Annotated in this window: 21 protein-coding genes; 11 read left to right on the forward strand and 10 right to left on the reverse strand. The window is 68.2% G+C overall.

All coding sequences use genetic code 11. From position 1 onward, the window contains the following. Positions 1–40 precede the first annotated feature (40 nt). On the reverse strand, positions 41–1714 hold the full coding sequence (locus FHU13_RS09620) for a formate--tetrahydrofolate ligase (protein ID WP_183435633.1): 1674 nt from the start codon (positions 1712–1714) through the stop codon (positions 41–43). A gap of 215 nt (positions 1715–1929) precedes the next feature. Then, positions 1930–2151: a heavy-metal-associated domain-containing protein gene (locus FHU13_RS09625; protein ID WP_183435634.1), complete on the reverse strand. Its 222-nt coding sequence runs from the start codon at positions 2149–2151 to the stop codon at positions 1930–1932. A gap of 286 nt (positions 2152–2437) precedes the next feature. Here FHU13_RS09625 and FHU13_RS09630 point away from each other — a divergent pair, with 286 nt between their 5' ends. Next, a complete protein-coding gene (locus FHU13_RS09630) occupies positions 2438–3910 on the forward strand; it encodes an EAL domain-containing protein (protein ID WP_183435635.1) in 1473 nt (490 codons plus the stop codon). 48 nt (positions 3911–3958) lie between these two features. On the opposite strand, the gene FHU13_RS09635 is transcribed toward FHU13_RS09630, so the two are convergent. The 3 genes from FHU13_RS09635 to FHU13_RS09645 form a co-directional block, all read right to left on the reverse strand. Next, complete coding sequence (locus FHU13_RS09635) at positions 3959–4186, reverse strand: hypothetical protein (RefSeq protein WP_183435636.1); 228 nt, start codon at positions 4184–4186, stop codon at positions 3959–3961. Between the two features lie 202 nt (positions 4187–4388). Next, on the reverse strand, positions 4389–4919 hold the full coding sequence (locus FHU13_RS09640) for a protein phosphatase CheZ (protein WP_246714590.1): 531 nt from the start codon (positions 4917–4919) through the stop codon (positions 4389–4391). A gap of 207 nt (positions 4920–5126) precedes the next feature. Beyond that, on the reverse strand, positions 5127–5510 hold the full coding sequence (locus FHU13_RS09645) for a response regulator (protein WP_003604011.1): 384 nt from the start codon (positions 5508–5510) through the stop codon (positions 5127–5129). Positions 5511–5811: 301 nt separating this feature from the next. Between FHU13_RS09645 and FHU13_RS09650 the strand changes: the two genes are divergently transcribed. Then, positions 5812–6825 carry a bifunctional riboflavin kinase/FAD synthetase gene (locus FHU13_RS09650; RefSeq protein ID WP_183435637.1) on the forward strand — a complete coding sequence of 338 codons (1014 nt, stop codon included), beginning with the start codon at positions 5812–5814 and terminating at the stop codon, positions 6823–6825. A 76-nt stretch (positions 6826–6901) separates the two neighbouring features. Here the strand turns inward: FHU13_RS09650 and FHU13_RS09655 are convergent, their stop codons facing one another. Then, positions 6902–7906 carry a 2-hydroxyacid dehydrogenase gene (locus FHU13_RS09655; RefSeq protein ID WP_183435638.1) on the reverse strand — a complete coding sequence of 335 codons (1005 nt, stop codon included), beginning with the start codon at positions 7904–7906 and terminating at the stop codon, positions 6902–6904. Between the two features lie 304 nt (positions 7907–8210). Here FHU13_RS09655 and FHU13_RS09660 point away from each other — a divergent pair, with 304 nt between their 5' ends. Then, positions 8211–8825, forward strand: a complete 615-nt coding sequence (locus FHU13_RS09660) for an SH3 domain-containing protein (protein WP_183435639.1) — start codon at positions 8211–8213, stop codon at positions 8823–8825. Positions 8826–8895: 70 nt separating this feature from the next. Here FHU13_RS09660 and irr read toward each other — a convergent pair whose 3' ends face one another. After that, positions 8896–9396, reverse strand: a complete 501-nt coding sequence (gene irr, locus FHU13_RS09665) for a Fur family transcriptional regulator Irr (RefSeq protein ID WP_012452428.1) — start codon at positions 9394–9396, stop codon at positions 8896–8898. A 303-nt stretch (positions 9397–9699) separates the two neighbouring features. On the opposite strand from irr, the gene fabA reads away from it, so the two are divergent. The 5 genes from fabA (at position 9700) to FHU13_RS09690 (ending at position 14208) form a co-directional block, all read left to right on the forward strand. Further along, positions 9700–10239 (forward strand): 3-hydroxyacyl-[acyl-carrier-protein] dehydratase FabA, encoded by a 540-nt coding sequence (gene fabA, locus FHU13_RS09670; RefSeq protein WP_183435640.1) that lies wholly within the window; start codon positions 9700–9702, stop codon positions 10237–10239. A 161-nt stretch (positions 10240–10400) separates the two neighbouring features. Further along, entirely contained in the window at positions 10401–11627 is a 1227-nt protein-coding gene (fabB, locus tag FHU13_RS09675) for a beta-ketoacyl-ACP synthase I (protein WP_183435641.1), read from the forward strand. A 461-nt stretch (positions 11628–12088) separates the two neighbouring features. Next, positions 12089–12922, forward strand: coding sequence for an enoyl-ACP reductase FabI (gene fabI / locus FHU13_RS09680; protein WP_183435642.1), 834 nt, complete (start codon positions 12089–12091; stop codon positions 12920–12922). A gap of 66 nt (positions 12923–12988) precedes the next feature. Continuing rightward, positions 12989–13750: a flagellar type III secretion system pore protein FliP gene (fliP, locus tag FHU13_RS09685; RefSeq protein WP_183435643.1), complete on the forward strand. Its 762-nt coding sequence runs from the start codon at positions 12989–12991 to the stop codon at positions 13748–13750. Between the two features lie 56 nt (positions 13751–13806). Beyond that, positions 13807–14208: a DoxX family protein gene (locus tag FHU13_RS09690; protein WP_183435644.1), complete on the forward strand. Its 402-nt coding sequence runs from the start codon at positions 13807–13809 to the stop codon at positions 14206–14208. Between the two features lie 3 nt (positions 14209–14211). Here FHU13_RS09690 and FHU13_RS09695 read toward each other — a convergent pair whose 3' ends face one another. The 3 genes from FHU13_RS09695 to FHU13_RS09705 form a co-directional block, all read right to left on the reverse strand. Continuing rightward, complete coding sequence (locus FHU13_RS09695) at positions 14212–17559, reverse strand: hypothetical protein (protein WP_183435645.1); 3348 nt, start codon at positions 17557–17559, stop codon at positions 14212–14214. Positions 17560–17678: 119 nt separating this feature from the next. Continuing rightward, positions 17679–18089, reverse strand: a complete 411-nt coding sequence (locus tag FHU13_RS09700; RefSeq protein WP_183435646.1) for a hypothetical protein — start codon at positions 18087–18089, stop codon at positions 17679–17681. Between the two features lie 154 nt (positions 18090–18243). Beyond that, entirely contained in the window at positions 18244–20391 is a 2148-nt protein-coding gene (locus tag FHU13_RS09705) for a S9 family peptidase (protein WP_183435647.1), read from the reverse strand. Between the two features lie 412 nt (positions 20392–20803). Between FHU13_RS09705 and FHU13_RS09710 the strand changes: the two genes are divergently transcribed. From FHU13_RS09710 to FHU13_RS09720, 3 genes are all read left to right on the forward strand, one after another. Beyond that, positions 20804–21241 (forward strand): MucR family transcriptional regulator, encoded by a 438-nt coding sequence (locus tag FHU13_RS09710; RefSeq protein ID WP_183435648.1) that lies wholly within the window; start codon positions 20804–20806, stop codon positions 21239–21241. A gap of 164 nt (positions 21242–21405) precedes the next feature. Next, entirely contained in the window at positions 21406–21600 is a 195-nt protein-coding gene (locus FHU13_RS09715) for a hypothetical protein (protein ID WP_183435707.1), read from the forward strand. 135 nt (positions 21601–21735) lie between these two features. Continuing rightward, positions 21736–22545: a DUF6456 domain-containing protein gene (locus FHU13_RS09720; RefSeq protein WP_183435649.1), complete on the forward strand. Its 810-nt coding sequence runs from the start codon at positions 21736–21738 to the stop codon at positions 22543–22545. The last annotated feature ends 11 nt before the right edge of the window (positions 22546–22556 follow it).

Genomic DNA, 22556 nt, shown 5'->3' on the forward strand with positions numbered 1-22556 from the left:
GAACCCTCCCCCGCATTGGGGGAGGGTCATAGACTCAGGCTTAAAACAGGCCGTCGATCTGCCCGTTCGCGTCCAGTCGGATGGTATCCGCCGCCGGCACCTTCGGCAGGCCCGGCATGGTCATGATCTCACCGCAGATTACCACGACGAATCCGGCGCCCGCTGAGAGGCGCACGTCGCGCACCGAGACGAGGTGGCCCGAAGGCGCGCCCATCAGCGTCGGATCGGTCGAGAACGAGTACTGCGTCTTGGCCATACAGATCGGCAGGTGACCGTAGCCGTCCTTCTCGAAGCCGGCGAGCTTGGTCGCCGCCTTCGACTCGATCTGGATGTCGGCTGCACCGTAGAGCTTGGTCGCGATCGCCTTGATCTTGTCGGTGAGCTTCGTCTCGGTCTCGTAGGCGAAGGTCAGGGGCTTCTGCTCGCCCTCGGCGAGTTTCACCACGGCCTGCGCCAGTGCCTCGGCGCCGGCGCCGCCCTCCGCCCAGTGCTTGCAGGTGATGGCTTCGACCTGGAGCCGATCGCGGCACAGCTCCTTCAGCCGCGCATGCTCCGCGTCCGTATCCTGGAAGAAGTGGTTCACGCCCACCACCACCGGCAGCCCGAAGCTCCGCACGTTCTTCACATGGCGTTCGAGGTTGGCGAAGCCCTTCTCCAGTGCGTCGAGGTTCTCACCCGCGAGATCCTTCTTGTTGACGCCGCCATGCATCTTCAGAGCGCGGACGGTCGCGACGATCACCACCGCCGAGGGCTTGAGGCCGGTCTGGCGGCATTTGATGTCGATGAACTTCTCGGCGCCGAGATCGGCGCCGAAGCCGGCTTCGGTGACGACATAGTCGGCCAGCCGCAGACCGGTCTGGGTGGCGATCACCGAGTTGCAGCCGTGGGCGATGTTGGCGAATGGGCCGCCATGGATCAGGGCCGGGTTGCCCTCGAGCGTCTGCACAAGATTCGGCTGGAGCGCGTCCTTCAGGAGCACGGTCATGGCGCCGGTGGCCTTCACATCGGCCAGCGTCACCGGCTTGCGGTCGCGGGTCTCGGCGATGACGATGCGGCCGAGGCGCTCCTCGAGGTCGGCGAGGTCCTTGGCGAGGCAGAACACCGCCATGACCTCGGACGCGACCGTGATGTCGAACCCATCCTCCCGCGGAAAACCGTTGGCGACGCCGCCGAGGGACTGGGTGATGGCGCGAAGTGCCCGGTCGTTCATATCGACGACGCGGCGCCAGTGGATGCGGCGCACGTCGATATTGAGCTCGTTTGCCCAGTAGACGTGGTTGTCGATCAGCGCGGCGGCCAGCGAGTGCGCCGAGGTGATGGCGTGGAAGTCACCGGTGAAGTGCAGGTTGATCTGCTCCATCGGCACGACCTGCGCCTTTCCGCCACCGGCCGCACCGCCCTTCATGCCGAAGCAGGGGCCGAGCGAGGGCTCACGCAGGCACATCACGGCCCGCTTGCCGATGCGGTTGAGCGCGTCGCCGAGGCCGACCGTCGTCGTGGTCTTGCCCTCGCCCGCAGGCGTCGGCGAGATCGCGGTGACGAGCACCAGCTTGCCCTCGGGCTTGCCTTCCAGCGACTTGATGAAGCCGTGGTCGATCTTGGCGATGTGCTTGCCGTAATTGTGCAGCGCCTCATCCGGCACACCGATTTTCTCGGCGACCTGGGCGATGGGCTTCAGCGTCGCCGCGCGGGCGATCTCGATATCTGAGGGCATTTCTCTCACCGTCGTTTCTTGTCACCTGGACTCACGGCATGCCGGGTCGCCGCCCGGCTCGCGGTCTGCCCACGTGGTTTCCGTGGTAGCGGACGAAACAGCCACGATAAACCGATTGTCGCAGTGTGAGCGAAACAGCGAAGAAAAGCGTCTCGGATTTTTTTGATCCGGACCGTTAAGTTTCTTCAGGGGACAGGCGAAAGTCCGCCCCGACTTCAGCCTGTCATCGCGGTGGCCGTATAGCCGGCCGTGGTCAGCGCCTGCGCCACGTCGAGGCTCTGGGCGACCGTCGTCGCGGTGACCCGACCCAGACCGACATCGACGGAGACCTCCGCCTGCGGATCGAGACGGCGGATCGTGCGGCGCACGGCCTCGGCACAGCCCTCACAGGTCATGCCGTCCACGCGCATCGTCAGCTCGATCGGGCTCTGATCCATCGCCACCCTCTCCTGCCTGCTCTTCAGCCGCCCGTTTGGTCTCCGCACATGTGGCTCCGGGAGCGCGCTCGGCAAGCGTGCCAATTCGCCGGGGCGAATGCACGGGAGAAACCGGCGCACCGCCTTGCGGCGGAGCACGGCCTCGACGACATTAGGGTTACGACGAGCCGGACGCGTCATCTCACGCCAGCCGGCGCGTTTCAGCCACACGTTCTGCGGGCGTCCGCTCCGCACCGTGAAAGAGAAGCCCGGCCGCGGCCGCCAGACAGAAGCGCGTCGATCGACGGTGAAGACACCGAAATCCCGTACGATGCGCCCGCGCGGCATCCCCTGGATCCTCGGCCTTGTCGGCGTCCTGATCCTCGTTCCGCTAGCGTTGCTCGTGCCGCTCGCGGCGGTCGCCGCCGTGTCCGGTCTGGCGATTGTCGGCGGCGCATTGCTGTGGCGGCGGCTCGCTGCCCTGTCGACCGCGCAGGAGGTCGTCTCGAAAGAGATCGGCATCCTTTCCCAGCGCCTCGTGAAGCTCGAGGCCGTCGCCGCAGCCCTCGTCCAGACCCGGATGCAGGGTATGACGTCCGCGGAACCGTCGGCTCCGCCGAACGACGAGGCTCTCAAGGCTCTCGATGCGCGGCTCGTCTCCGGCATCGAGGAGGTGACCGCCGAGATCGGCATCCTCAGCGGCATCGTGCGGGAACTCGCGGCCGTCGTGGCGGCGCAGGACGGCGACATCGCTCACCTCAAGGCGCAGCCTGCCGAGCCACCGCCCCGTTCACCCGCGGCGGAGACGATCCAGCCGAGTCCGGCGCCCGCAGCGACCGTCCTGCCCAACCCGGGGCCGGTGGCACCGCCGATGCGGCTCGTCCCTCGGACGACCCCTCCCCCTGCCCGCCCGTCCGATCCGTTCGCGACGGTCGGCGATGAGACGCCCCTGATCGAGGCCTTCGATGGCGAGGGGCTGGAAGTCTACCTGCAGCCGGTCGTCACCCTGCCGCAGCGCAAGGTCGTCGCCTACGAAGCCCTCGCGCGGCTCAAGGTCGGCGAGGCGGTCTATGCTCCAGAGACGTTTCTGCCGGTGCTCGAGCGGCATGGCCGCACCACGGCCCTCGACCGGCGCATGCTCCAGCGCGTCGCCACGATCGCGCGCCATCTCCAGGGACGCGGGAGCCCGGCCTCAGTGAGCTACAGCCTGACGCCGCACTCACTGTTCGAGCCGGGCTTCCTGCGCTCCCTCGGCCGCCTCGTCAGCGAGGGGCCGGAACTCGCGGGCCGGGTCGTGATCGCCCTGCCGCAGGCCAGCTGGCGCAGCCTCGATGCCGAGCAGGCTGCCCTGCTGGCGGGGCTGCGCGGGCGGATCGGCTTCGTAATGGATCGCCCGATCGACCTGCGCCTCGATCCGAACGCCCTTGCCGAGCGCGGCATCGCCCAGGTCAAGGTCGCCGCCGCGCTGCTGCTGCGCCCGCTCGACCGCGAGGCGATGCCCGACATCGCGCTGGAGGATCTGGTGGCGTCCTTGTCCCGGGTCGGCATCCGGCTCGTTGCGACAGGCGTCGAGACCGAGACGGAGGTGCCCGACCTCATCGATCTGGACGTTCCGCTGGCGCAGGGGAGCGTGTTCGCCGCGCCTCGCGCCGTGCGGGCGGAGGTGCTCTCGGCCTCGCCCGATGCGGCGCCGCCTCCGCCCCCGCCCTCCCCCGATCCACCGCCGAGCCCGCCGCCGCAGCGCCGCCCCTTCCGGGACTTTCTGCGCCGGGCCGGGTGACGTCGGAGAGCGGGTACGATCAACCGTAAGGCATCGGCGACAACAATATCAGGCCTTGGCGGCCTCGCGCTCGAGCCGCTTGCGCAGGCGTGTGGCACCATAGACCTGAGCGAGGCGCTGGCGCGCCGCGGAGACCGGCGGCGCTTCGCGCTCAGCGCGAGCGGCGGCGATCACGAGAAGCGTCGTCGCGATGGAGTGATGCAGTTGCCCCTGCGCGCGAGCGCGGTCGAGGGCATCGCCGGTTGCCCGATCCGGCGGCAGTTTGAAGTTCGCCATGGTCCAGCCCCTGCGGAGTCCCTGGTGCAGATCCCGCATCCTTCTTCCGGGAGGACCTTGACAGTTTTTCGCAAGCGCGATGTTCGGATCAAGGCAGCTTGGCCGTAAGCGCAAGCCGTTTTCCGCCGTCGCCGGGTGCCCGAATGCAAGCATCGCCCGGGTGCGCCCACCCGGTTTCACGCTGCTGCGACGGACGAAGGGATCAGGCGAACAGGGCGTCGATCGCGTCCTGCGCCGTGGCCGGTCCGCCCATCTGCGGGCCGTTGAGCAGCAGCGACTCGTTTCGCTTGCGACGATCGGATTCCTGGTCATCGATGCCGGCCGCATCCCGAGCTTTCACGGCGGCCGTGAAGCGGGCAAGTCGGCCCTCGAGCTGGCTCATCGCCTCCGCCACCTTGGCGATGCGCTGGCCGGTGATGTCCTGGAAGGTGCAGGCCTCGAAGATGTCGTAGATCTTGGTCTCGACCGCATCGCGGTAGCCCTTACCCTCGGGAAGCGCGAGGATGGCTTCGGCCGTGTTCATGATCGAGTTGGTCGCGCCCGCCGTCGCGGCCACCACCTCGCTCAGTTCCTCGTGAACCATCGGCAGACGGTCGCGCGTCAGCTCGTTGGCCCGCAGGAGCGCGATCGCGTCCCGCAAGCTGGCGATGTACTCGGCGATGTCGAGGAGTTCCTTCACCATCGCCGAGGGGCTGGAATTCTGTAATCGGCCGTCGCGTCCCATAAGCGTCATTCTCACGGTCGGTCTCTTGGGCGATGTCTCGCGACGTTCTGTTTTCGACCCGTTCAAGGCCGGCCGCTCGCGGCTGCGGCCGTTCCTCAGGCGGCCGGCCCCGACGACATCGCGTTCGGGGTCGGCGCTCGCCACGTCTTCCTGCCACTCCGTTTCGCCGATGCATCGCCTCCTCGCGAGAAGAGGGATCGCCGGCGGCCCGAGTGATCAGGCTCCGCAGACCGCCTCGATCTTCGACTTCAGCGTCGCGGCATTGAAGGGCTTGACGATGTAGTTGTTCACGCCGGCTTTCTTGGCGGCGATGACGTTCTCGGTCTTCGACTCGGCGGTGACCATGATGAACGGCGTCGTGCGCAGGCCCTCATCGGCGCGGACATGGCGCAGAAGCTCGTAGCCGGTCATCGGCTCCATGTTCCAATCCGAAATGACGAGGCCGTACTTGCGTCCCTTCAGGCGCGCCAGAGCGGCGGTGCCGTCGGAGGCGTCATCCACGTCCTCGAAGCCGAGTTGCTTCAGAAGGTTGCGGATGATGCGCACCATGGTCTGGTAGTCGTCGACCACCAGGATAGGCATGCTGAGGTCGAGGGCCATATGACGTGTGCTCCGTGTCCCTGATCGTTACTGGCGGCGCGCGGCCCTCTCGAGCGACCAACGTCGCATCGACGCGTGTGAGCGGAGCTGCCTTCCGTCCCACGAACAATAGGCGGCCCGCATTGCGAAGCGGTTAATCCGGCGACCGATCTGATTCGCTTGACCGGGGAGACTGATTTCGCCAAGTCTCCGGCCCCGCGGGGCAACGGCGAACGATGCCGGCCGCGTCGGCGCTTCCGGTCGAGACGCCCGTCCCGACATGCCCTTGAGACCTGACAAAGACATCCGATCGCAGGAGCCGATGCCCTCAGGCGACGAGAACGCCGTGCCGCACACCGGGACCGGCCTCCCCTACTCCCCAAAGCCCTTCACGGTCTGCCGTGAGGACGATCCGGTGCCTCCCGCCCTGGCAGGCGCCGTCGCCGCGCTCGGCAATTTTGACGGGGTGCATCGCGGACATAGGACGCTGATCGAGACCGTGCGTGAAGAGGCTGGGTCGCGCCCCGCCGCTGTGCTGACCTTCGAGCCGCATCCGCGCGCCTTCTTCGCGCCCGACCAGCCGATGTTCCGGCTCACTGGCCCGCGAGCCAAGGAGATCGTGTTCGCGCGGCTCGGGCTCGACGGGCTGATCGTCCGTCGATTCGATGCGCGGCTCGCCGGCACCGGTGCGCGCGACTTCGTGGAAGGCTGGCTGCGCGACGAACTCGGGCTGACCGGCGTGGTGATCGGCCATGACTTCCATTTCGGCCGCGGACGGGAGGGCTCGCCGGGCATTCTCGCCGAACTCTGCGAGGATGCCGGTCTGTCCTGCCGCATCGTTCCGGCGGTCTCAGCCGATCCCGGCGACGCGCCGATTTCGTCGAGCGCGATCCGCGCCGCCCTTGCCTCCGGCGATGTCGCACGTGCCAACGACCTTCTCGGCTACCGCTGGTTCGTGCTGGCGCAGGTGCGCCACGGCGACAAGCGTGGACGCACCCTCGGTTATCCCACTGCCAATCTGGCTCTCGAGTCGTGCGGACTCGCCCACGGCATCTATGCGGTGCGGGTGCGCCTCGCCGACGGTCGCCTGTGCGACGGTGTGGCGAGCTACGGCCGCCGCCCGACCTTCGACGACGGCGCACCGCTCCTCGAAGCGCACCTGTTCGACTTCTCGGGCGACCTCTACGGTCAGGAAGTCGCGGTGGAGCTGCTGGCCTATCTGCGCGGCGAGAAGAGGTTTTCGAGCGCCGAGGCGTTAATCGCGCAGATGGATGTCGATTCGGCGCAGGCCCGGGCGGCAATCCGCGCTGACCGCGTGCCGTCGATGCTGGGCTGAGAGCGATCGCGCTCGGTCAGCGAAGCGGGCAGGCAGCAACCCACCCAACGGCCGGCTGCCTACTTTCGCGCTGACCTCAGAGCATGCTCGGGAGGATGCGGTCCGGCGGGCGGTGGCCGTCCATGAAGGTCTTGATGTTGATGATGACCTTCTCGCCCATGTCGGTGCGGCTCTCGTGCGTCGCCGAGCCCATATGCGGCAGCAGCACCACCTTGCCGGTGCGGGCGAGTCGCACGAGGCGCGGGCTCACCGCCGGCTCCTGCTCGAACACGTCGAGGCCGGCCGCCGAAATCTCGCCGCCCTCGATCAGGCGCGCGAGTGCGTTCTCGTCGATCACCTCGCCGCGAGCGGTGTTGACGACGATCGCCTCGGGCTTGAGCAGTTTGAGGCGGCGTGCCGAGAGCAGGTGATAGGTTGCAGGGGTGTGCGGGCAGTTGACCGACACGATGTCCACCCGCGCCAGCATCTGATCCAGAGATTCCCAGTAAGTCGCGTCGAGCGATTCCTCGATATGGGTCGGCACCCGGCGGCGGTTGTGATAGTGGATCGACAGGCCGAAGGCCTTGGCCCGGCGGGCGAGCGCCTGGCCGATACGGCCCATGCCGACGATGCCGAGGCGTTTGCCCGTGATGCGCCGGCCGAGCATCCAGGTCGGCGACCAGCCGGTCGTCCAGTCGTCGTCGGGGATGATGCGCGCGCCTTCCGCGATCCTGCGGGCCACCGCCAGGATCAGCGCCATGGTCATGTCGGCGGTGTCCTCGGTCAGCACGCCCGGCGTGTTGGTAACCGTGATGCCGCGCTCCAAAGCCGCGGCGACGTCGATGTGATCCACGCCGTTGCCGAAATTGGCGATGAGCCGCAGGTTCGGCCCGGCCTGAGCCAGCAGCCCGGCTCCGATCTCGTCGGTCACGGTGGGGACGAGCACGTCCGCCTCGCGGATCGCGGCGGCGAGCGTCTCCTGGGAGAGCGGCGCGTCATCGTGATTGAGACGTGTATCGAACAACTCGCGCATGCGCGTCTCGACCGCATCCGGCAGGCGCCGGGTGACGACCACCAGCGGCTTGCGCTTCAACGACGACATGTTTCCTCCCGACGACGCCGTCCCGCGTTCCCGGCCTGCGCCGACCGCCTCCCCGCGGAGGGCCGGCTTACGCTCCCTTAACCATGACGCGGTCAGATGGAGCGGAGGCGGACCGGGCTCGCCGGCCCGCCGCAGGACGTTCGGCCTCTCTAGCAGAGAGGTCGGCGAACACAATGCGGCCCTGACCTCAATGGATCAGTGTCGAAGGGCCGACCGATCGCGCGCCCGCCCACCGATGTTCCGGCCTGCGCCGCGACATCACCGCACGAACGACTTTGGAGCCACGGATCGGAGACGAGGCACGATGCGCCCGCCTGAGCTTCCCTCGATGAACCACCCCCCCATGAATCCCGTCCGCCTCGCGCTGCTCGCAGCCGTCTTCGCGCTGCTTGTTCCGCTGACCGCTGAGGCCGCGCCGGCCCCCGCCCCTGCGCCGGAGGTCGGAAAGGGGCCAGTGACCAAGCTGCCGCTGCCGCGCTACGCCAGCCTGAAGACAAACCGCGTCAACTTGCGCGAGGGGCCCTCGAAGGACCACCGCACCCTGTGGGTGTTCCAGCGCGAGGGTCTGCCGGTGGAAATCGTGGCCGAGTTCGAGACGTGGCGCCGCATCCGCGATTCGGAAGGGACCGAGGGCTGGGTCTTGCACTCGCTGCTGTCGGGCCGCCGCACCGCCGTGGTGATTCCGCCCTCCGGTGAGCGGGCCGACGCGGCCAAGGCCACCGTGCCGCTCAACGCTCGCGCTGACGAGCAGTCGGGCGAGCAGGCGCGGCTGCAGCCTGGAGTGATCGGCAGCGTGAAGAGCTGCACCGGCACGTGGTGCCGCCTCGTGGTACCGCTTCCGGACAAGCGCGGCGATGTCGACGGCTATATCCGCCAGAGCCGCCTGTGGGGCGTCTACCCCGATGAGCGGGTAGAGTAAGCGACACGGCCGACAATAAAAAAAGGCCCGGCATGCCGGGCCTTTTCGTTCGGCAACGGGCAGCGCCGAATCAGGCGCGGCCGGACACCTTGCGGCGGCGCAGGCGGACGATCACCTCGACGCCGGCAATCTCCATGCCCTCGGGCGCCTCGGGCAGTGAGTCGACCGAGATGCCGCATTCCGGCATGTCGAGAACCTCGCCCTCTTCCTCGAGGAAGAAATGGTGATGCTCACTCGGATTGGTATCGAAATAGGCCTTCGACCCATCGAGCGCGAGTTGGCGCAGCAGGCCCGCCTCGGTGAACTGATGCAGCGTGTTGTAGACGGTCGCCAGCGAAACCGGCACCTTCGCGCGCATCGCCTCGTCGTAGAGCATTTCCGCCGTCAGGTGACGATCGCCACGGCCGAAAAGGAGCCAGCCGAGCGAGAGGCGCTGGCGGGTCGGGCGAAGGCCGGCCCGGCGCAGACGATCGCGCAGGTCGGAAAGCGGGCAGCCCCGACGGCCGGCGCCGTCGACCGGCGAGAGGGACCGAGCGTTCAGCACGGCCTGGAGAGGCGTCAGATCAGACATTGCTGGGAACGATTCCCACTTATTTAGAATGAGTATAGCGAAGGAAATTATACGGATCATGAAGCCCTGCGGCAACCCGTGCAGGTTCCAACTCCGGCTTGATACGTGAAAGACGCATGGCTCCTCCCGAGCCGGCGCGCGTTGAACGGTCGTCAGCCGGTGGTTCGTCGGCCGGTGGTCGGCACCGAGCCGGGGCGGCTTTGTGAGCACGGGAAGGCTGTGCTAACGAGGCGCCCATTCCGTCACGCCCCGTCCGCTCTCCGGCATCGGACCCGTCCGTCACTGAGGACCCGTACGTCATCCATGGCCTCTCTCGACCAGCAACCCGACGGCGCTTCTCCGCAGCGCGCTTCGAGCTTCTCCTACGAGGATCTCCTGGCCTGCGGGCGCGGTGAGCTGTTCGGGGCGGGCAATGCCCAGCTTCCGCTCCCGCCGATGCTGATGTTCGACCGGATCACCTCGATCGGGACCGAGGGCGGCGCCCATGGCAAGGGGCACGTGCTGGCCGAGTTCGACATCAGGCCGGACCTCTGGTTCTTCCCTTGCCACTTCAAGGACGATCCGGTCATGCCCGGCTGCCTCGGACTTGACGCCCTGTGGCAGCTCGTCGGCTTCCATCTCGGTTGGCTCGGTGCGCTGGGCCGCGGCCGGGCGCTGGGCGTGGGCGAGGTGAAGTTCACCGATCAGGTCCTGCCGACGGTCAAGCGGGTCGTCTACGGCATCGACATCAAGCGCGTGCGTCAGGGCAAGCTCGTGCTGGGCATCGCCGATGGCTGGCTCGAAGCGGACGGCCGGCGCATCTACGAGGCGAACGACCTGCGCGTGGCCCTGTTCCGCGCCTGAAGCCGCGCCGTACCCCCCGTTTTGAAGGATTATTCGCACCGAACCGACTGCCGGTTCGGTGATGGTCCCTTGAAGCGTGGTTGAGATTGGTCGCGCATCATCCTAACTGACCTCCCCGAGGAAACGCCGCACCAGCCGCGGCGCCAGCAGCACGAGCCATCATGCGGCGTGTCGTCATCACCGGGATGGGCATCGTCTCGTCCATCGGCAACAATACTCAGGAGGTCCTGGCCTCCCTGCGCGAGGCCCGCTCCGGGATCGCGCGCTCTGACTCGCAGGCCGCACATGGCTTCCGCAGCCAGGTCGCGGGTGCGCCGACGATCGATCCTGAAGGGGTCGTCGACCGGCGCGCCATGCGCTTCCACGGGGGCGGCACCGCCTGGAACCACATCGCCATGGATCAGGCGATCCGCGATGCCGGCCTTGAGGAGCGGGAGATCTCCAACGACCGCACCGGCATCATCATGGGCTCCGGCGGCCCCTCGACACGCACCATCGTCGAATCCGCCGCCATCGCCCGCGAGAAGGGGCCAAAGCGGGTCGGCCCGTTCGCGGTGCCGAAGGCGATGTCCTCGACCGCCTCGGCCACACTCGCCACGTGGTTCAAGATCCGCGGCGTCAACTACTCGATCTCCTCGGCCTGCGCGACGTCGAATCACTGCATCGGCAACGCCGCCGAGATCATCCGCGGCGGGCGGCAGGACGTCATCTTCGCCGGCGGCTGCGAGGAACTGGATTGGACCCTATCCGTCCTGTTCGACGCCATGGGCGCCATGTCCTCGCGCTACAACGACACCCCCGCCCGCGCCTCCCGTGCCTACGACGTGAACCGCGACGGCTTCGTCATCGCGGGCGGCGCCGGCGTACTGGTGCTGGAGGAGTTCGAGCACGCCAAGGCCCGCGGCGCACGGATCTACGGCGAGGTGGCCGGCTACGGCGCCACCTCCGACGGGCACGACATGGTCGCCCCCTCCGGCGAGGGCGCGGTGCGCTGCATGCGTCAGGCCATGGAAGATCTGAAGGGCGCCAAGATCGACTACATCAACCCGCACGCTACCTCGACGCCGGTCGGCGACGACAAGGAGATCGAGGCGATTCGCGAGGTGTTCGGCGCCGGTGAAGCCTGCCCGCCGATCTCGGCCACCAAGTCGCTCACCGGACATTCTCTGGGCGCCACCGGCGTCCAGGAGGCGATCTACGCGCTCCTGATGATGAACAACGGCTTCATCTGCGAGAGCGCGCATATCGAAGAACTCGATCCGGCCTTCGCCGACATGCCGATCCTGCGCCAGCGCCGTGACGGGGTGCAGCTCGGCCACGTCATGTCGAATTCCTTCGGCTTCGGCGGGACCAACGCGACGCTGGTGCTCAAGCACCCGGACGCATGAACGCCACTGCCGCATGGCCGGGCCCTGCGGCGGCATCCTCTTTCGCATCTGCGAAACAACGGCCAAGCATTCTCCGAGCCGTCGTCTGATGGATCGGTGGAACCGGCCAATTTCCGCCGCGTTCCTGCTTCGAAAGGCAGGTTTACAACATGATCGCCGCTCTCGCTCTGCTGACTATGACTGGCATCGCCCTCGCTGCGACCTTTGCGGTGCGTGCCAAGCAGGCGTTGATCGACGACGCGCAGGCAGGGACCGGCGGCTACTTCTGAGACCATCGTTCCGCGCACATCGATCATTCGGCCCCGCCGCACTCACGTCGGGGATTTTTTCTTACCTTCTGTCTTGGACTGTCCGTCGCTGCCCCGCGCCAATCCGGCGCCACGCGTGGACAGGCCCTCGCCCGGCGGGCTAAGCCTCGGACGGGGCGCTCAGCGCCGGACCGAACGCGTACGGGTTAGAGAATGACGGGTTTGATGGCGGGCAAGCGCGGCCTCATCATGGGGGTCGCCAACGATCATTCGATCGCGTGGGGCATCGCCAAGACCCTGCATCGGCACGGTGCAGAACTCGCATTCACCTATCAGGGCGAGGCGCTCGGCCGCCGGGTGACGCCGCTGGCCGCCTCCGTCGGGTCGGACATCGTGCTGCCCTGCGACGTGGAGGACATCCCGACAGTCGATGCCGCCTTTGCGGCGCTCGATGAGCGCTTTCCCGACGGGATCGACTTCATCGTTCACGCCATCGGCTTTTCCGACAAGGCGCAACTCAAGGGCCGCTACGTCGACGTCACTACCCGCGCGAACTTCTCGCGCACCATGACGATCTCCTGCTTCTCCTTCACCGAGATAGCCCAGCGCGCCGCCGCGCGGATGCCCCGGGGCGGCTCGCTGCTGACCCTGACCTATGCCGGCTCGACCCGCGTCATGCCGAACTACAACGTGATGGGCGTGGCCAAGGCCGCGCTCGAAGCCTCGGTCCGCTATCTCGCCACTGATCTCGGGCCCGACGGCATCCGCGTCAACGCGCTCTCGGCGGGGCCGATGCGGACGCTAGCCGGTGCGGGCATCGCCGACGCCCGGCTGATGTACAACCACCAGAAGGCGCATGCCCCGCTGCGGCGCACGGTGACGCTGGACGATGTCGGCAATTCCGCCCTCTACCTTCTCTCCGACCTCTCGGGCGGTGTGACCGGCGAAATCCACTTCGTCGATTCGGGCTACAACATCATCTCGATGCCGCGCCCGGCAGTGCTTCAGGCCCAGGACGAGGCGGGCGTCGTCGGCGACGACGTGTGATCCCCCGCCGGCGTGTCCTCGCGTCGCTTGTGCGCGGCCGCGTCACGCCCCAGGGTGCGGCCCGCGATGATCCCCCTCCCCGGCCGGCTCCTGCCGCGATTCCCTCTCCTCACGACGATCCTGACCGTCCTGCTGCTGACGGGCGGCTCCGGCGCGGCGCTGGCGCAGAGCGTCACCCTCGATCTCGGCGCGGGCGGCACCACGGAGCGGGCGCTGCAACTCGTCGCACTGATCACGGTCCTGGCGCTCGCGCCCTCCGTGCTGGTGATGGCGACCTCGTTCACCCGGATCGTCGTGGTGCTGTCGATCCTGCGCTCGGCGCTCGGCACGCAGACCGCACCACCCAACACCGTGATGGTGAGCCTCGCCCTGTTCCTGACCGCCTTCGTGATGGCGCCGACGGCGCGGGAGGCCTACCGCACCGGGGTCGAGCCGCTGGTCGCGGGCCAGATCAGCCAGTCCCAGGCCTTCGAGCGAGCCTCCGCACCGTTCAAGACCTTTATGCTCCGCAACGTGCGTGAGAAGGACCTCAAGCTCTTCCTCGACATGGCACGTCAGCCGGCTCCGGCGGGCCCCGAGGCGATCGGCCTGGAGATCGTCACCCCCGCCTTCATGATCTCGGAGCTGCGGCGCGCCTTCGAGATCGGCTTTCTTCTGTTCATCCCCTTCCTGATCATCGACCTCGTGGTCGCCTCGGTGCTGATGGCGATGGGCATGATGATGCTGCCGCCGGCCACCGTCGCGCTGCCGTTCAAGCTGATCTTTTTCGTTCTCGTCGACGGCTGGACCCTGGTGGCAGGCTCCCTCATTCAAAGCTACGGAGGGTGAGGCCCGCGGCGATTCGATTCGAGGTTGCGGCGCCCGCGGAGAGAGGAAGTCGTGGCATGGATCTGACGAGCGTTACCGCGCAATGGGCACCGCGAATGCTGAGCGTGCTGCGGATCGTCTCCGCGCTGATCTTCATGGCGCACGGCACGCAGAAGATCCTCGGCTTCCCGGCGAGTTCGATGAACCCGCCGCTGATGTCGATGTCCGGCGTCGCAGGCCTGCTCGAACTCGTCGGCGGCGCATTGCTCGTGGTCGGGCTGTTCAGCCGTCCCGTGGCCTTCATCCTCTCCGGTGAGATGGCCTTCGCCTACTTCCTCGCCCACGCTCCCAAGAGCTTCTTCCCGGCACTGAACGGCGGCGATGCGGCGATCCTGTACTGCTTCGTCTTCCTCTACATCGCCTTCGCCGGCCCCGGCCCGTGGAGCATCGACGCGCAGCGCGGCCGTCGCTCGTACTGATCGTTACCCCGGCGGCGTGGACGGGACCTCGGCTCGGTTGCCCGTCGCGGCGCTGCCGGGCTCCGGCACGGCGCTGTCGGGGTAGCGCTTACGGTATTCCGAGAGGAAGGCGGCGAGCGTTTCCGCTTTCGTGGCGCGCAACGCCGCGTCGCGGAAGGCTGCCGAGCGGGGTGCGTCCGGTCTCGTCAGCATGGCGAAGGTGCGGGCATCCGCGCTCTCGGCCATGGGTCCCGCGAACTTCGCCTTGAGCCGCTCAAGCCCCAGCGACTCACCCGCGAGGCCGTAGGCGATACCGGCGCGGATCACGTCGGCCCGCGCCGTTTCGTCGAGGGGCTTGCCCGAGCGCCAAGCGGGCCCGAGGATCATTTCGTGTGCCTCGCCCGCCTCGCGCCAGCGCCGGGCCGCCCACAGGATGTCGGCCCGTAGCCGCTCGGCATCGGCCCCGGTCTCACCCTCGACGGTTTCCAGGGCGAGATCGGTGCGCGACAGATCCGACAGGGCGCGGGCCCGCAGCAACGCGCGGGCGCGGCGCACATCGTCGGGAAGCTCGGGCACGTGCGTCGCGTCGAGCGTCTGCAGCGCTTGAAGCGGCCTGCCCTCCATCAGCCGGATCGTGGCGAGCCGCGCCGACACCGACGAGCGGGCCGCACCCTCCAAACGGTGATCGATCTGGTATTGCAGCAGCTCATCGGCAGAATCGAGCAGGTCGAGGGCGACGAGGCGATCGGCCAGGCGCCGCACGATCTCGTCGGCCCGCCGGCCCGCCGGCGCGAAGTCCTTGAAGTCGAAATACAGTGCCAGCGCTTCGACACCGCCGAGCCGCTCGCCGCGCGACCCCAGAAACAGTTCCTCGAAAACGGTCATGGCCCGCTCGTGCAGGGCGCGCGCGATCGGTGCCTGGGGGTCGAGGGTATTGGCGCGGCGTGCCGTGGTGAAGATCTTGCGCCAGCGGCCGGCCTCTTCGTAGAGCCCGCCGAGCGCGCCCAGCGTCCCGATCTCGGTCGGGCCACCGTGCCAGGTCAAGGCCAGCACCTCCAGCTGGTCGATCGCATCGGGCAACGCCGTCTTGCCGAGCGTGTGGCCGAGGGAGGCCGCGCGCAGCGTCGCCTCTGCAGCCAGGGGCCACGGCCCTTGGTCCCGCAGCGTCTCGTAGGCCGCCAGCGCCGCCGCACCCCGCCCGGTCGCCTCGTCCATCTTCGCCCGCAGCAGGGTCAGCCGGTCCCGGGTGTACTCTGTCGCGGCACGGGTGGCCGCGATCGACTCCCGCGTGACGGCCTCCCAATCGCCGGTCTCGACCGCAGCCTCGGCAGCCGCGGCGTGGAACAGCGACGCGAGGGGCTCGGGATAGCGCTCCAAGACCGCTTCGCCGGCGCGCAGGGCGACCGCCGCCTCGCTCCACCGGCCGGCCAGGGCCTCGGCGTAGCCCCGCCAGAGCCGAGCTTCCGGGTTAGTGGCGAGTCGCTCGTCCGAGAGGAGCTTTCGGGCCTCCTCGGCGCGTCCGATCCGGGCGAGCAGAATGCCGCGCATCAGCACGGTCTGCCGGTCACCGTCGATCACGACATCCTCGGCGGCGGCGGCATTCAGCGCGCCGAGCGCCTCAACATCGAGGTCGTTGGCGATCATTGCCCGGGCCAGAGCGAGGCGGGCGCCGCCGCGGTCGCGACGCTGAGCCTCGACGGCGGCGGCCAGCCCTTCCCTCAGCGTCGCGCGCACATCGCCGCGCTGCGCCTTCTCCCAGGCGTCGCGGTCGATCGCCAGTTCCGCGGTCGTGCCTACCGGCGGGTCGGCGGGTCGGGAGACGCCGGATACCGCGAGTCCGCTCTCGCGACCCTCCCTGCCGCCCTCACGGCCGATCGTCACACCGTCGAGGTCAGGGCGCACGATGAGATCGTCGGCATTGGCGAGCACGGCGAGGCCGAGCCGGCTCGGGATCAGCTCGAACTCGACGAAGCGTTGCGCCTTGGCGATGCCTGCGGGACGGCTGCCGTCGGTGGTGACGACGGCGATGCGCTCGCCGTCGAGATCGAGCCAGCCGGTAGGGCCGGCCTCGGGCAGCCGCACCGTGACTCCGAGCCGCCCCTGCGCGGCCGGCGCGCGCTGGGCCGTCAGGCTCTCGCTCGGGGACAGGCCGTCACCGGTCACTAGCTCCCAGCCGCCGGGCTCGGTCACCGGCAGGAGATCCACGAGCCGTCCGGTGGGCGCGGCGAAGCGCAGAATCGTGAAGCCGCCGCTGCGCTGCGGGGGCGCGACGGCGACGAGACCGGTGGCGCCGGGCGGAGGCACCGCGACCGAATCGGTCGTGGCAAAGACGAGGGTGACGACGCCGCCGCGCTCGAACAAAGCCGCCGGTACGCGCTTGGCGAAGGGGAAGACGAGACCTGAGCCTGCCTTGCGCGACACCGGGGCCGAGGGCGGCGCGGCGCGGCGCGACGAGGCGTCGGCGGTTTGCGCGGCGGGCCGAGGCGGCTCCTTCGCTGTATCCTTCGATTCCTCCGCCGCGCCTTTGGCGATGGTAGCCGGCTGTGCCAGCGCATCCGCAGATTTCGGCTTGGTGAGAAAGTCGATGGTCACGACATCCTCGTCACGCGCGGTGGCGAGGCTCACGCCCTCGGCCGGATTCGCGACGATCCGCGTCTCGCCCGCCTCCGTCTCGACGGAGACACGGCCGATGCTCGGGGCGAGGCGTCCCCGGAGGGCGAGGTCGTCGACACGCCACGCGCCGGGCAGCGTCAGGCGCGTGCCCGTGCCGTTCGGCGCGAAGGCGGCCTCGGAGCCCTCCGGAAGACGCAACGAGAGCCGGGTCCGCGCATCGTTTCGGGCGAGTTCGACGGTGAGCGGGCGCGGCACGGGGGCCGGGTTGCGGGCCTTCAGGCTCGCCTCGGCGGCCGCGGCCCGGCGAGCGAGGTCGACCACCACCTCGCTGGGCAGCGGCGGAAGGAAACCGGTCCAGTTTTCCGGCAGCAGATCGATGAAGACCTGCTCGCCGGCATCCTGCACGTTGATGCGGTAGGGGCGTTGCAGGGCGAGGCGCAGGGCCGAGCCGTCGGGATCTCGCCGCACGACGGTAACGTAGTCCGGCATGCCCGCCGCGATTCGCTCGGGACCGGCACCCACCGCCTCGCCGAAATTGAGCACGAGGACCGCGCCCGACAGACGCGCCTTGACGGACACCGGCTCATCGAAGGTCAGGACAATGCGGCCGAAGCCTTCCGGAGGCTGCGCGCCCTTGGCGGAGACCAACCGGGCCGCCTCCGCCGCCGAAATCCAGGTGCAGAGACCAACGGCGAGGCCGGCGCACAGCAGAATCCTGCTCGGGCGCAGCCGCTTTCCCTGACCGGCCCGTCCCCCCATCGCGCGAAACGCCCGCCTTCCAGCGGCGACCGACCTCGGACAGAGGCCGAGCGCCGAACGCCACTCGTGCGGGCACTCTCGCTCAGCGCGGTGAACGGGCGCTTAAAACGCAGCTTTCGTTACGAGGCCTTGCGCAGGACGAGGCCGGGGATCGCCGTACCCTTTTCACCGAACATCTCCTGCGCCTTGCGGCAACTCTCATCGACGTTCTTCCGGTAGGCTTCGGTATAGCCCATGCTGCGCATCAGCAATTCGCCCTTGGAGATCGCGTCGAGATCGACGCCCATGGCCGCGACCACTGACTTGAACCGCTCGTAATCGGGCTGAGCCTCCTTGCAGGATTCGCCGACGAAGCGGACGAGGCCGGCCAGCTTCACGGCATTCGCCTCCTGACGCTCCTGGGCCGTCTGCGGCGCCTTCGGAGCGGTCGCGCCGGCCGAGGGCTCCGCCGGCTTTGCCGTCGGTTCCTGCGCTGCGGCGGCGAACGGCAGCGCGAGCAGAAACGCGGCTGCGATCGCGAGGTGCTTCATCGTATCTCTCCCTGACCGATCGTGTTTGATTATTATTCTGATCTTATTCTTTGCTGCGGCAGCGTAGCAAAGATACGGGCGCTGTTGTGCCCTGTTCGAAGGAATTTGTCGAAGCGCCGACCAGGCGACACTTCGCGGCCAGCGCCAGTTGTGGTCAGGCGGGCTTTTCGGAGCGTGCCGCTGCCATCAGGGCAAAGGCGTAGATCAGGCCGACCTCCTCCAGGCGATCGAACCGACCGGCGGCACCGCCATGTCCGGCCTCCATGTTGATCTTCAGGAGGACCGGACCGCCCCCGGTCATCGTGGCGCGCAGCCGCGCCACCCACTTGGCCGGCTCCCAATAGGTGACGCGCGGGTCGGTGAGGCCGCCCAGTGCCAGGATCGCCGGATAGGCCTTGGCCGCCACGTTGTCGTAGGGCGAGTAGGACAGGATCGTGCTGAACGCCGCCTCGCTCTCGGCCGGATTGCCCCATTCCGGCCATTCCGGCGGGGTGAGCGGCAGATCCGCGTCGAGCATCGTGTTGAGCACGTCGACGAAGGGCACGTCGGCGACGATGCCGGCGAACAGCTCCGGTGCGAGGTTGGCGGCGGCGCCCATCAGCATGCCGCCAGCGCTGCCGCCATGGGCGACAATGCGCCCCTGCGAAGTATAGCCGGCCTCGATCAAGGCGCGGCCGCAGGCGACGAAATCGGTGAAGGTGTTGGGCTTCTTCTCGCGCTTGCCGTCCAGATACCAGTTCCAGCCCTTCTCCGTACCGCCGCGGACGTGGGCGATGGCGTAGACGAAGCCACGATCGACGAGGCTGAGCAGGTTGGTGCGAAATCCGGCCGGCATCAGCGTGCCGTAGGAGCCGTAGCCGTAGAGCAGCAGCGGCGCCGAGCCGTCGAGCGCGAGCCCGCGGCGATGCAGCAGCGAGATCGGCACACTCTCTCCATCGGGCGCGGTCGCGAACAGGCGGCGGGTGACGTAGTCGGCCGGCTCGTGGCCGCTCGGCACGGTCTGGCGCTTGCGCAGGATGCGGGCGCGGGTGACGCAATCGTAGTCGTAGGTCTCGGCCGGAGTCGTCATCGACGAGTAGGTGAAGCGGATGCGGGCCGTCTCGAACTCGTAACCGGGTAGCAGCCCGAGCGAGTAGGCTTCCTCGGCAAACGAGACGGTGTGTTCCTCGCCCTTCATGTCGCGCACGACAATGCGCGGCAGGGCGTTCTCCAGTTCGAGCCGCACGAGGTGGTTTCCGAGCACGTGCAGGTGCCGGATCATCACACCGGGCCGGTAGGGCACCGCGTCGCGCCAGTTCTCGCGCGCGGTCGCGTCGAGGGGGCAGGTGACGATCTTGAAGTCCACCGCCCCGTCGGCGTTCGTCAGGATGACGAGATACGAGCCCCAGTGCTCGACTGAGTAGATCAGCCGCTCCTCGCGGGGCGCGACGCAGCGGAGTGCGCCCTCGTCGTCCGCGCGGTCGAGCAGGTACACCTCCGAGGTTTCGTGGTCGCTCGCGGTGACGGTGAGGTAGGTGCCCGACTGGGTGCGACCGATATTCACGAAGAAGCCGGGATCGGACTCCTCGTAGACAACGGTATCCTCCGCCTGATCGGTGCCGAGGCGGTGGCGCATGACGCGGGCCGGACGGTGGTTCTCGTCGAGCGCCACGTAGAAGAAGGCGGTGCCGGCCGCATTCCACACCGCCTCACCCGCGGTCGACTCGACTCGTTCCAGGTGGTCCTCGCCGGTGTCGATGTCGCGCACGCGGATGGTGTGGAGTTCCGAGCCCTTGGTGTCGACGCCCCAGGCGAGCAAGCGGTGGTCGTCGGAATGGGCCGCGCCGGCGATCTCGAAGAAAGCGAGGCCTTCGCCCTCCCGGTCGCCGTCGAGCAGGATCTGCTCACCGATCTCGCCGTCCTCAGGCTCCTCGGCGATGCGGTGGACGGCGCGCGGACGGCGGCAGATCAGCGGATGCTGCCCGCCCTCGCGGTGACGGGAGTAGTAGGCGAAGGGGCCATCGGGCTCAGGGACCGAGGAATCGTCCTCGCGGATGCGCCCCCGCATCTCGGCGACCAAGGACTTGCGCAGGTCCGCAGCGCCACTCAGCGCCGCCTCGGCATAGGCGTTCTCGGCCTCGAGATAGGCGCGGATGTCCGGCGCCAGCGCCGACGGGTCTTTCAGCACCGCGCGCCAATTCTCGTCTTTGAGCCACGCGAAGGGATCCTCGACGCGCCGGCCGAAGAATTCGAAGGCGTGCGGACGCATCTCGGCCGCGGGTGCCTCGGGCGGCAGGGCGAAGGCGGGTGGTTCGAAGGTCATCGCCGAACTCCGGTCGATACGCGTGGGAGACGCTGAGGTGAACGCCTGGAAGGTGTCCATGCGGATTGACGGTCGGTGTGCCGCGCCAAGACGCGGGCCGCAAGGCGGGCCGTGCCTTTATCGATCGCCTCGGCAAGCACAGCCGATCGGCCGCTCTAAGAGAAGCGAGCTGGAGCATTCACGGTAAATTGCGCACGTCCCGGAAGCGGCCGACCCGTTCAGTTGTGCATACCCGTCCTGTCTTGCAGGTCTAATTTAGATGTCCTAGGTAGAACGCGTGACTGAGGGGGCGTCACTCCAAACCGAAAACAAGCGGCACGATTGCACAAGCCGGTCCTTTCCTGTCCTCTTCCCGCTGGACACTGGGCTGGATCGATTGCGCGCGATGCACCGCGAAGGGACAATCGAGACCATGAACGAAACCGAGCCGTCGGTCGATTACGTCGCTCTCACAGCCGACATCGTCGCCGCGTACGTGAGCAACAACCCGGTGCCGGCTGCTGAACTCGCCGGTCTGATCGGCGGTATTCACGGCGCCCTGATCCAAGTCGGAAGCGGCCGGGTCGCCGCGCCGCAGCCCGTCGCTCAGGAGCCGCAGCAGCCGGCCGTGCCGATCAAGAAGTCGATCCAGCCCGACTACATCGTCTGCCTGGAGGATGGGCGGACCTTCAAGTCGCTGAAGCGGCACCTGCGCGCCAAGTACAATCTTTCCCCCGAGCAGTACCGCGCCAAGTGGGGCCTTTCGCCCGACTATCCGATGGTGGCGCCGAACTATGCCAAGGCTCGTTCCGATCTCGCCAAGGCGATCGGTCTCGGCCAAGTGCGCCCCGGTTACGACGCGGCCGCCTGACTTCACTCGCACCGCACCTCGACGCACAACCCACTGTGCCGCCTCGGCGACCGGCGCAGTGGGTTGCCGACCTCATTTCGGACGTCGCACGGGCGGGGCCCACCGAATCGACTTATCAACACCCTCGTCGTGGAACGGAGCAACCGTTGCTGCATTCCTTCGACATGAGCGATGACGACCTCTCCGAACAACTGTCCAAGACAAATACGGCGCTGGCAGAATGGGCCGCCCGCTCCGCGAGCGACAGCGATCAGCTGATCGAGCGCTTCGAGCGGATGGGCTATGAGGTGCGCGGCAAGTCGGTGGACGAGATTACCGAGGTTCTCAAGAGGTCGCCGACGAAGCCATCACAGGCCTGAGGTGAGGCACTTTTCCACCGTGACGGTGCAACCAGCGGCAGCACCGAACTCTGTCAAGACTTGTATTAGGACGATTTTCCCTTAGCCTCCTGACGTTGCTTCGGTTCGGGTGGCATGATTGCAAAAGAACAAAACATGAACGAAGCGGCCGGTCTCGGTCGCGAGGCTGAACGCCTGCTGGCGGCGCTGGCGCCGGAGGGAGCCTACGCCTTTCCCGATCCGAGTGCTCCCGAGACGCTGATCGTGCGCAGCGGCGTTCGTGGTGTCTCGCTGGGTGCGGGGCGCTTTTCCGCGCAGGCCGGCGAGACGCTGGTGGCGGCCGATCTCGCGGCACGGGACGACGGGCGCCGCAACCGTCTGGTGATCGGAGCGGCCGGGCGAGCGCGGTTGCGGCGAGCCGACGCCGGTGGGCCAGATAGCTTCCGGATGCAGCATCTGGTTGTCGTGCGGGAGGCTTCCGGCGAGGCGGAGCGGCTACAGGACACGGCAGAGAGCCCGCTGGCCTGGATGGCGCGGCGGCGCGGACGCGACGGGGAGCCGATGATCGACGCGGCCGCCTTCGCGGCAGGAGAGCGGCTACGCCACGATCTCGCATCGGCACAGATGCTGCCGCAACTCTCGACCGACTGGACCGCGCCGCGCGTCGACGGTGGCGGTCCGCGCGATCCCGCCTCGGCCTCGGATCGGGTCATCGCCGCGCGACAGCGGGTGGATCTCGCTCTGTTGGCGGTGGGCTCGGATCTGTCAGGGCTGCTGATCGACCTGTGCGGCTTCCTCAAGGGCCTGGAGCGGATCGAGGCCGAGCGGCGCTGGCCGGCGCGCTCGGCTAAGGTGGTTGCGCGAATCGCCCTCGGAAGACTCGCAGAGCATTACGGGATCTCGCGCGAGGCGACGGGGCCGGAACGTGCGCGCACCCGCTCCTGGCGTTCGCCGCAGAACGGGTAATCGCCGATCCA

Origin of the sequence: Methylobacterium sp. R2-1 (genome assembly GCF_014191355.1) — a bacterium.
Classification (GTDB): Bacteria; Pseudomonadota; Alphaproteobacteria; order Rhizobiales; family Beijerinckiaceae; genus Methylobacterium.

Coding starts and splice junctions, on each gene's coding strand:
- FHU13_RS09705 (WP_183435647.1), bottom strand. CDS start 20,391: ATGACCTTCGAACCACCCGCCTTCGCCCTGCCGCCCGAGGCACCCGCG.
- FHU13_RS09650 (WP_183435637.1), top strand. CDS start 5,812: ATGCCCTCAGGCGACGAGAACGCCGTGCCGCACACCGGGACCGGCCTC.
- FHU13_RS09700 (WP_183435646.1), bottom strand. CDS start 18,089: ATGAAGCACCTCGCGATCGCAGCCGCGTTTCTGCTCGCGCTGCCGTTC.
- FHU13_RS09655 (WP_183435638.1), bottom strand. CDS start 7,906: ATGTCGTCGTTGAAGCGCAAGCCGCTGGTGGTCGTCACCCGGCGCCTG.
- FHU13_RS09625 (WP_183435634.1), bottom strand. CDS start 2,151: ATGGATCAGAGCCCGATCGAGCTGACGATGCGCGTGGACGGCATGACC.
- fliP (WP_183435643.1), top strand. CDS start 12,989: ATGATCCCCCTCCCCGGCCGGCTCCTGCCGCGATTCCCTCTCCTCACG.
- FHU13_RS09635 (WP_183435636.1), bottom strand. CDS start 4,186: ATGGCGAACTTCAAACTGCCGCCGGATCGGGCAACCGGCGATGCCCTC.
- FHU13_RS09640 (WP_246714590.1), bottom strand. CDS start 4,919: ATGACGCTTATGGGACGCGACGGCCGATTACAGAATTCCAGCCCCTCG.
- FHU13_RS09695 (WP_183435645.1), bottom strand. CDS start 17,559: ATGGGGGGACGGGCCGGTCAGGGAAAGCGGCTGCGCCCGAGCAGGATT.
- FHU13_RS09720 (WP_183435649.1), top strand. CDS start 21,736: ATGAACGAAGCGGCCGGTCTCGGTCGCGAGGCTGAACGCCTGCTGGCG.
- FHU13_RS09715 (WP_183435707.1), top strand. CDS start 21,406: ATGAGCGATGACGACCTCTCCGAACAACTGTCCAAGACAAATACGGCG.
- fabI (WP_183435642.1), top strand. CDS start 12,089: ATGACGGGTTTGATGGCGGGCAAGCGCGGCCTCATCATGGGGGTCGCC.
- fabA (WP_183435640.1), top strand. CDS start 9,700: ATGGCCTCTCTCGACCAGCAACCCGACGGCGCTTCTCCGCAGCGCGCT.
- irr (WP_012452428.1), bottom strand. CDS start 9,396: ATGTCTGATCTGACGCCTCTCCAGGCCGTGCTGAACGCTCGGTCCCTC.
- FHU13_RS09645 (WP_003604011.1), bottom strand. CDS start 5,510: ATGGCCCTCGACCTCAGCATGCCTATCCTGGTGGTCGACGACTACCAG.
- FHU13_RS09660 (WP_183435639.1), top strand. CDS start 8,211: ATGCGCCCGCCTGAGCTTCCCTCGATGAACCACCCCCCCATGAATCCC.
- FHU13_RS09620 (WP_183435633.1), bottom strand. CDS start 1,714: ATGCCCTCAGATATCGAGATCGCCCGCGCGGCGACGCTGAAGCCCATC.
- FHU13_RS09690 (WP_183435644.1), top strand. CDS start 13,807: ATGGATCTGACGAGCGTTACCGCGCAATGGGCACCGCGAATGCTGAGC.
- FHU13_RS09710 (WP_183435648.1), top strand. CDS start 20,804: ATGAACGAAACCGAGCCGTCGGTCGATTACGTCGCTCTCACAGCCGAC.
- fabB (WP_183435641.1), top strand. CDS start 10,401: ATGCGGCGTGTCGTCATCACCGGGATGGGCATCGTCTCGTCCATCGGC.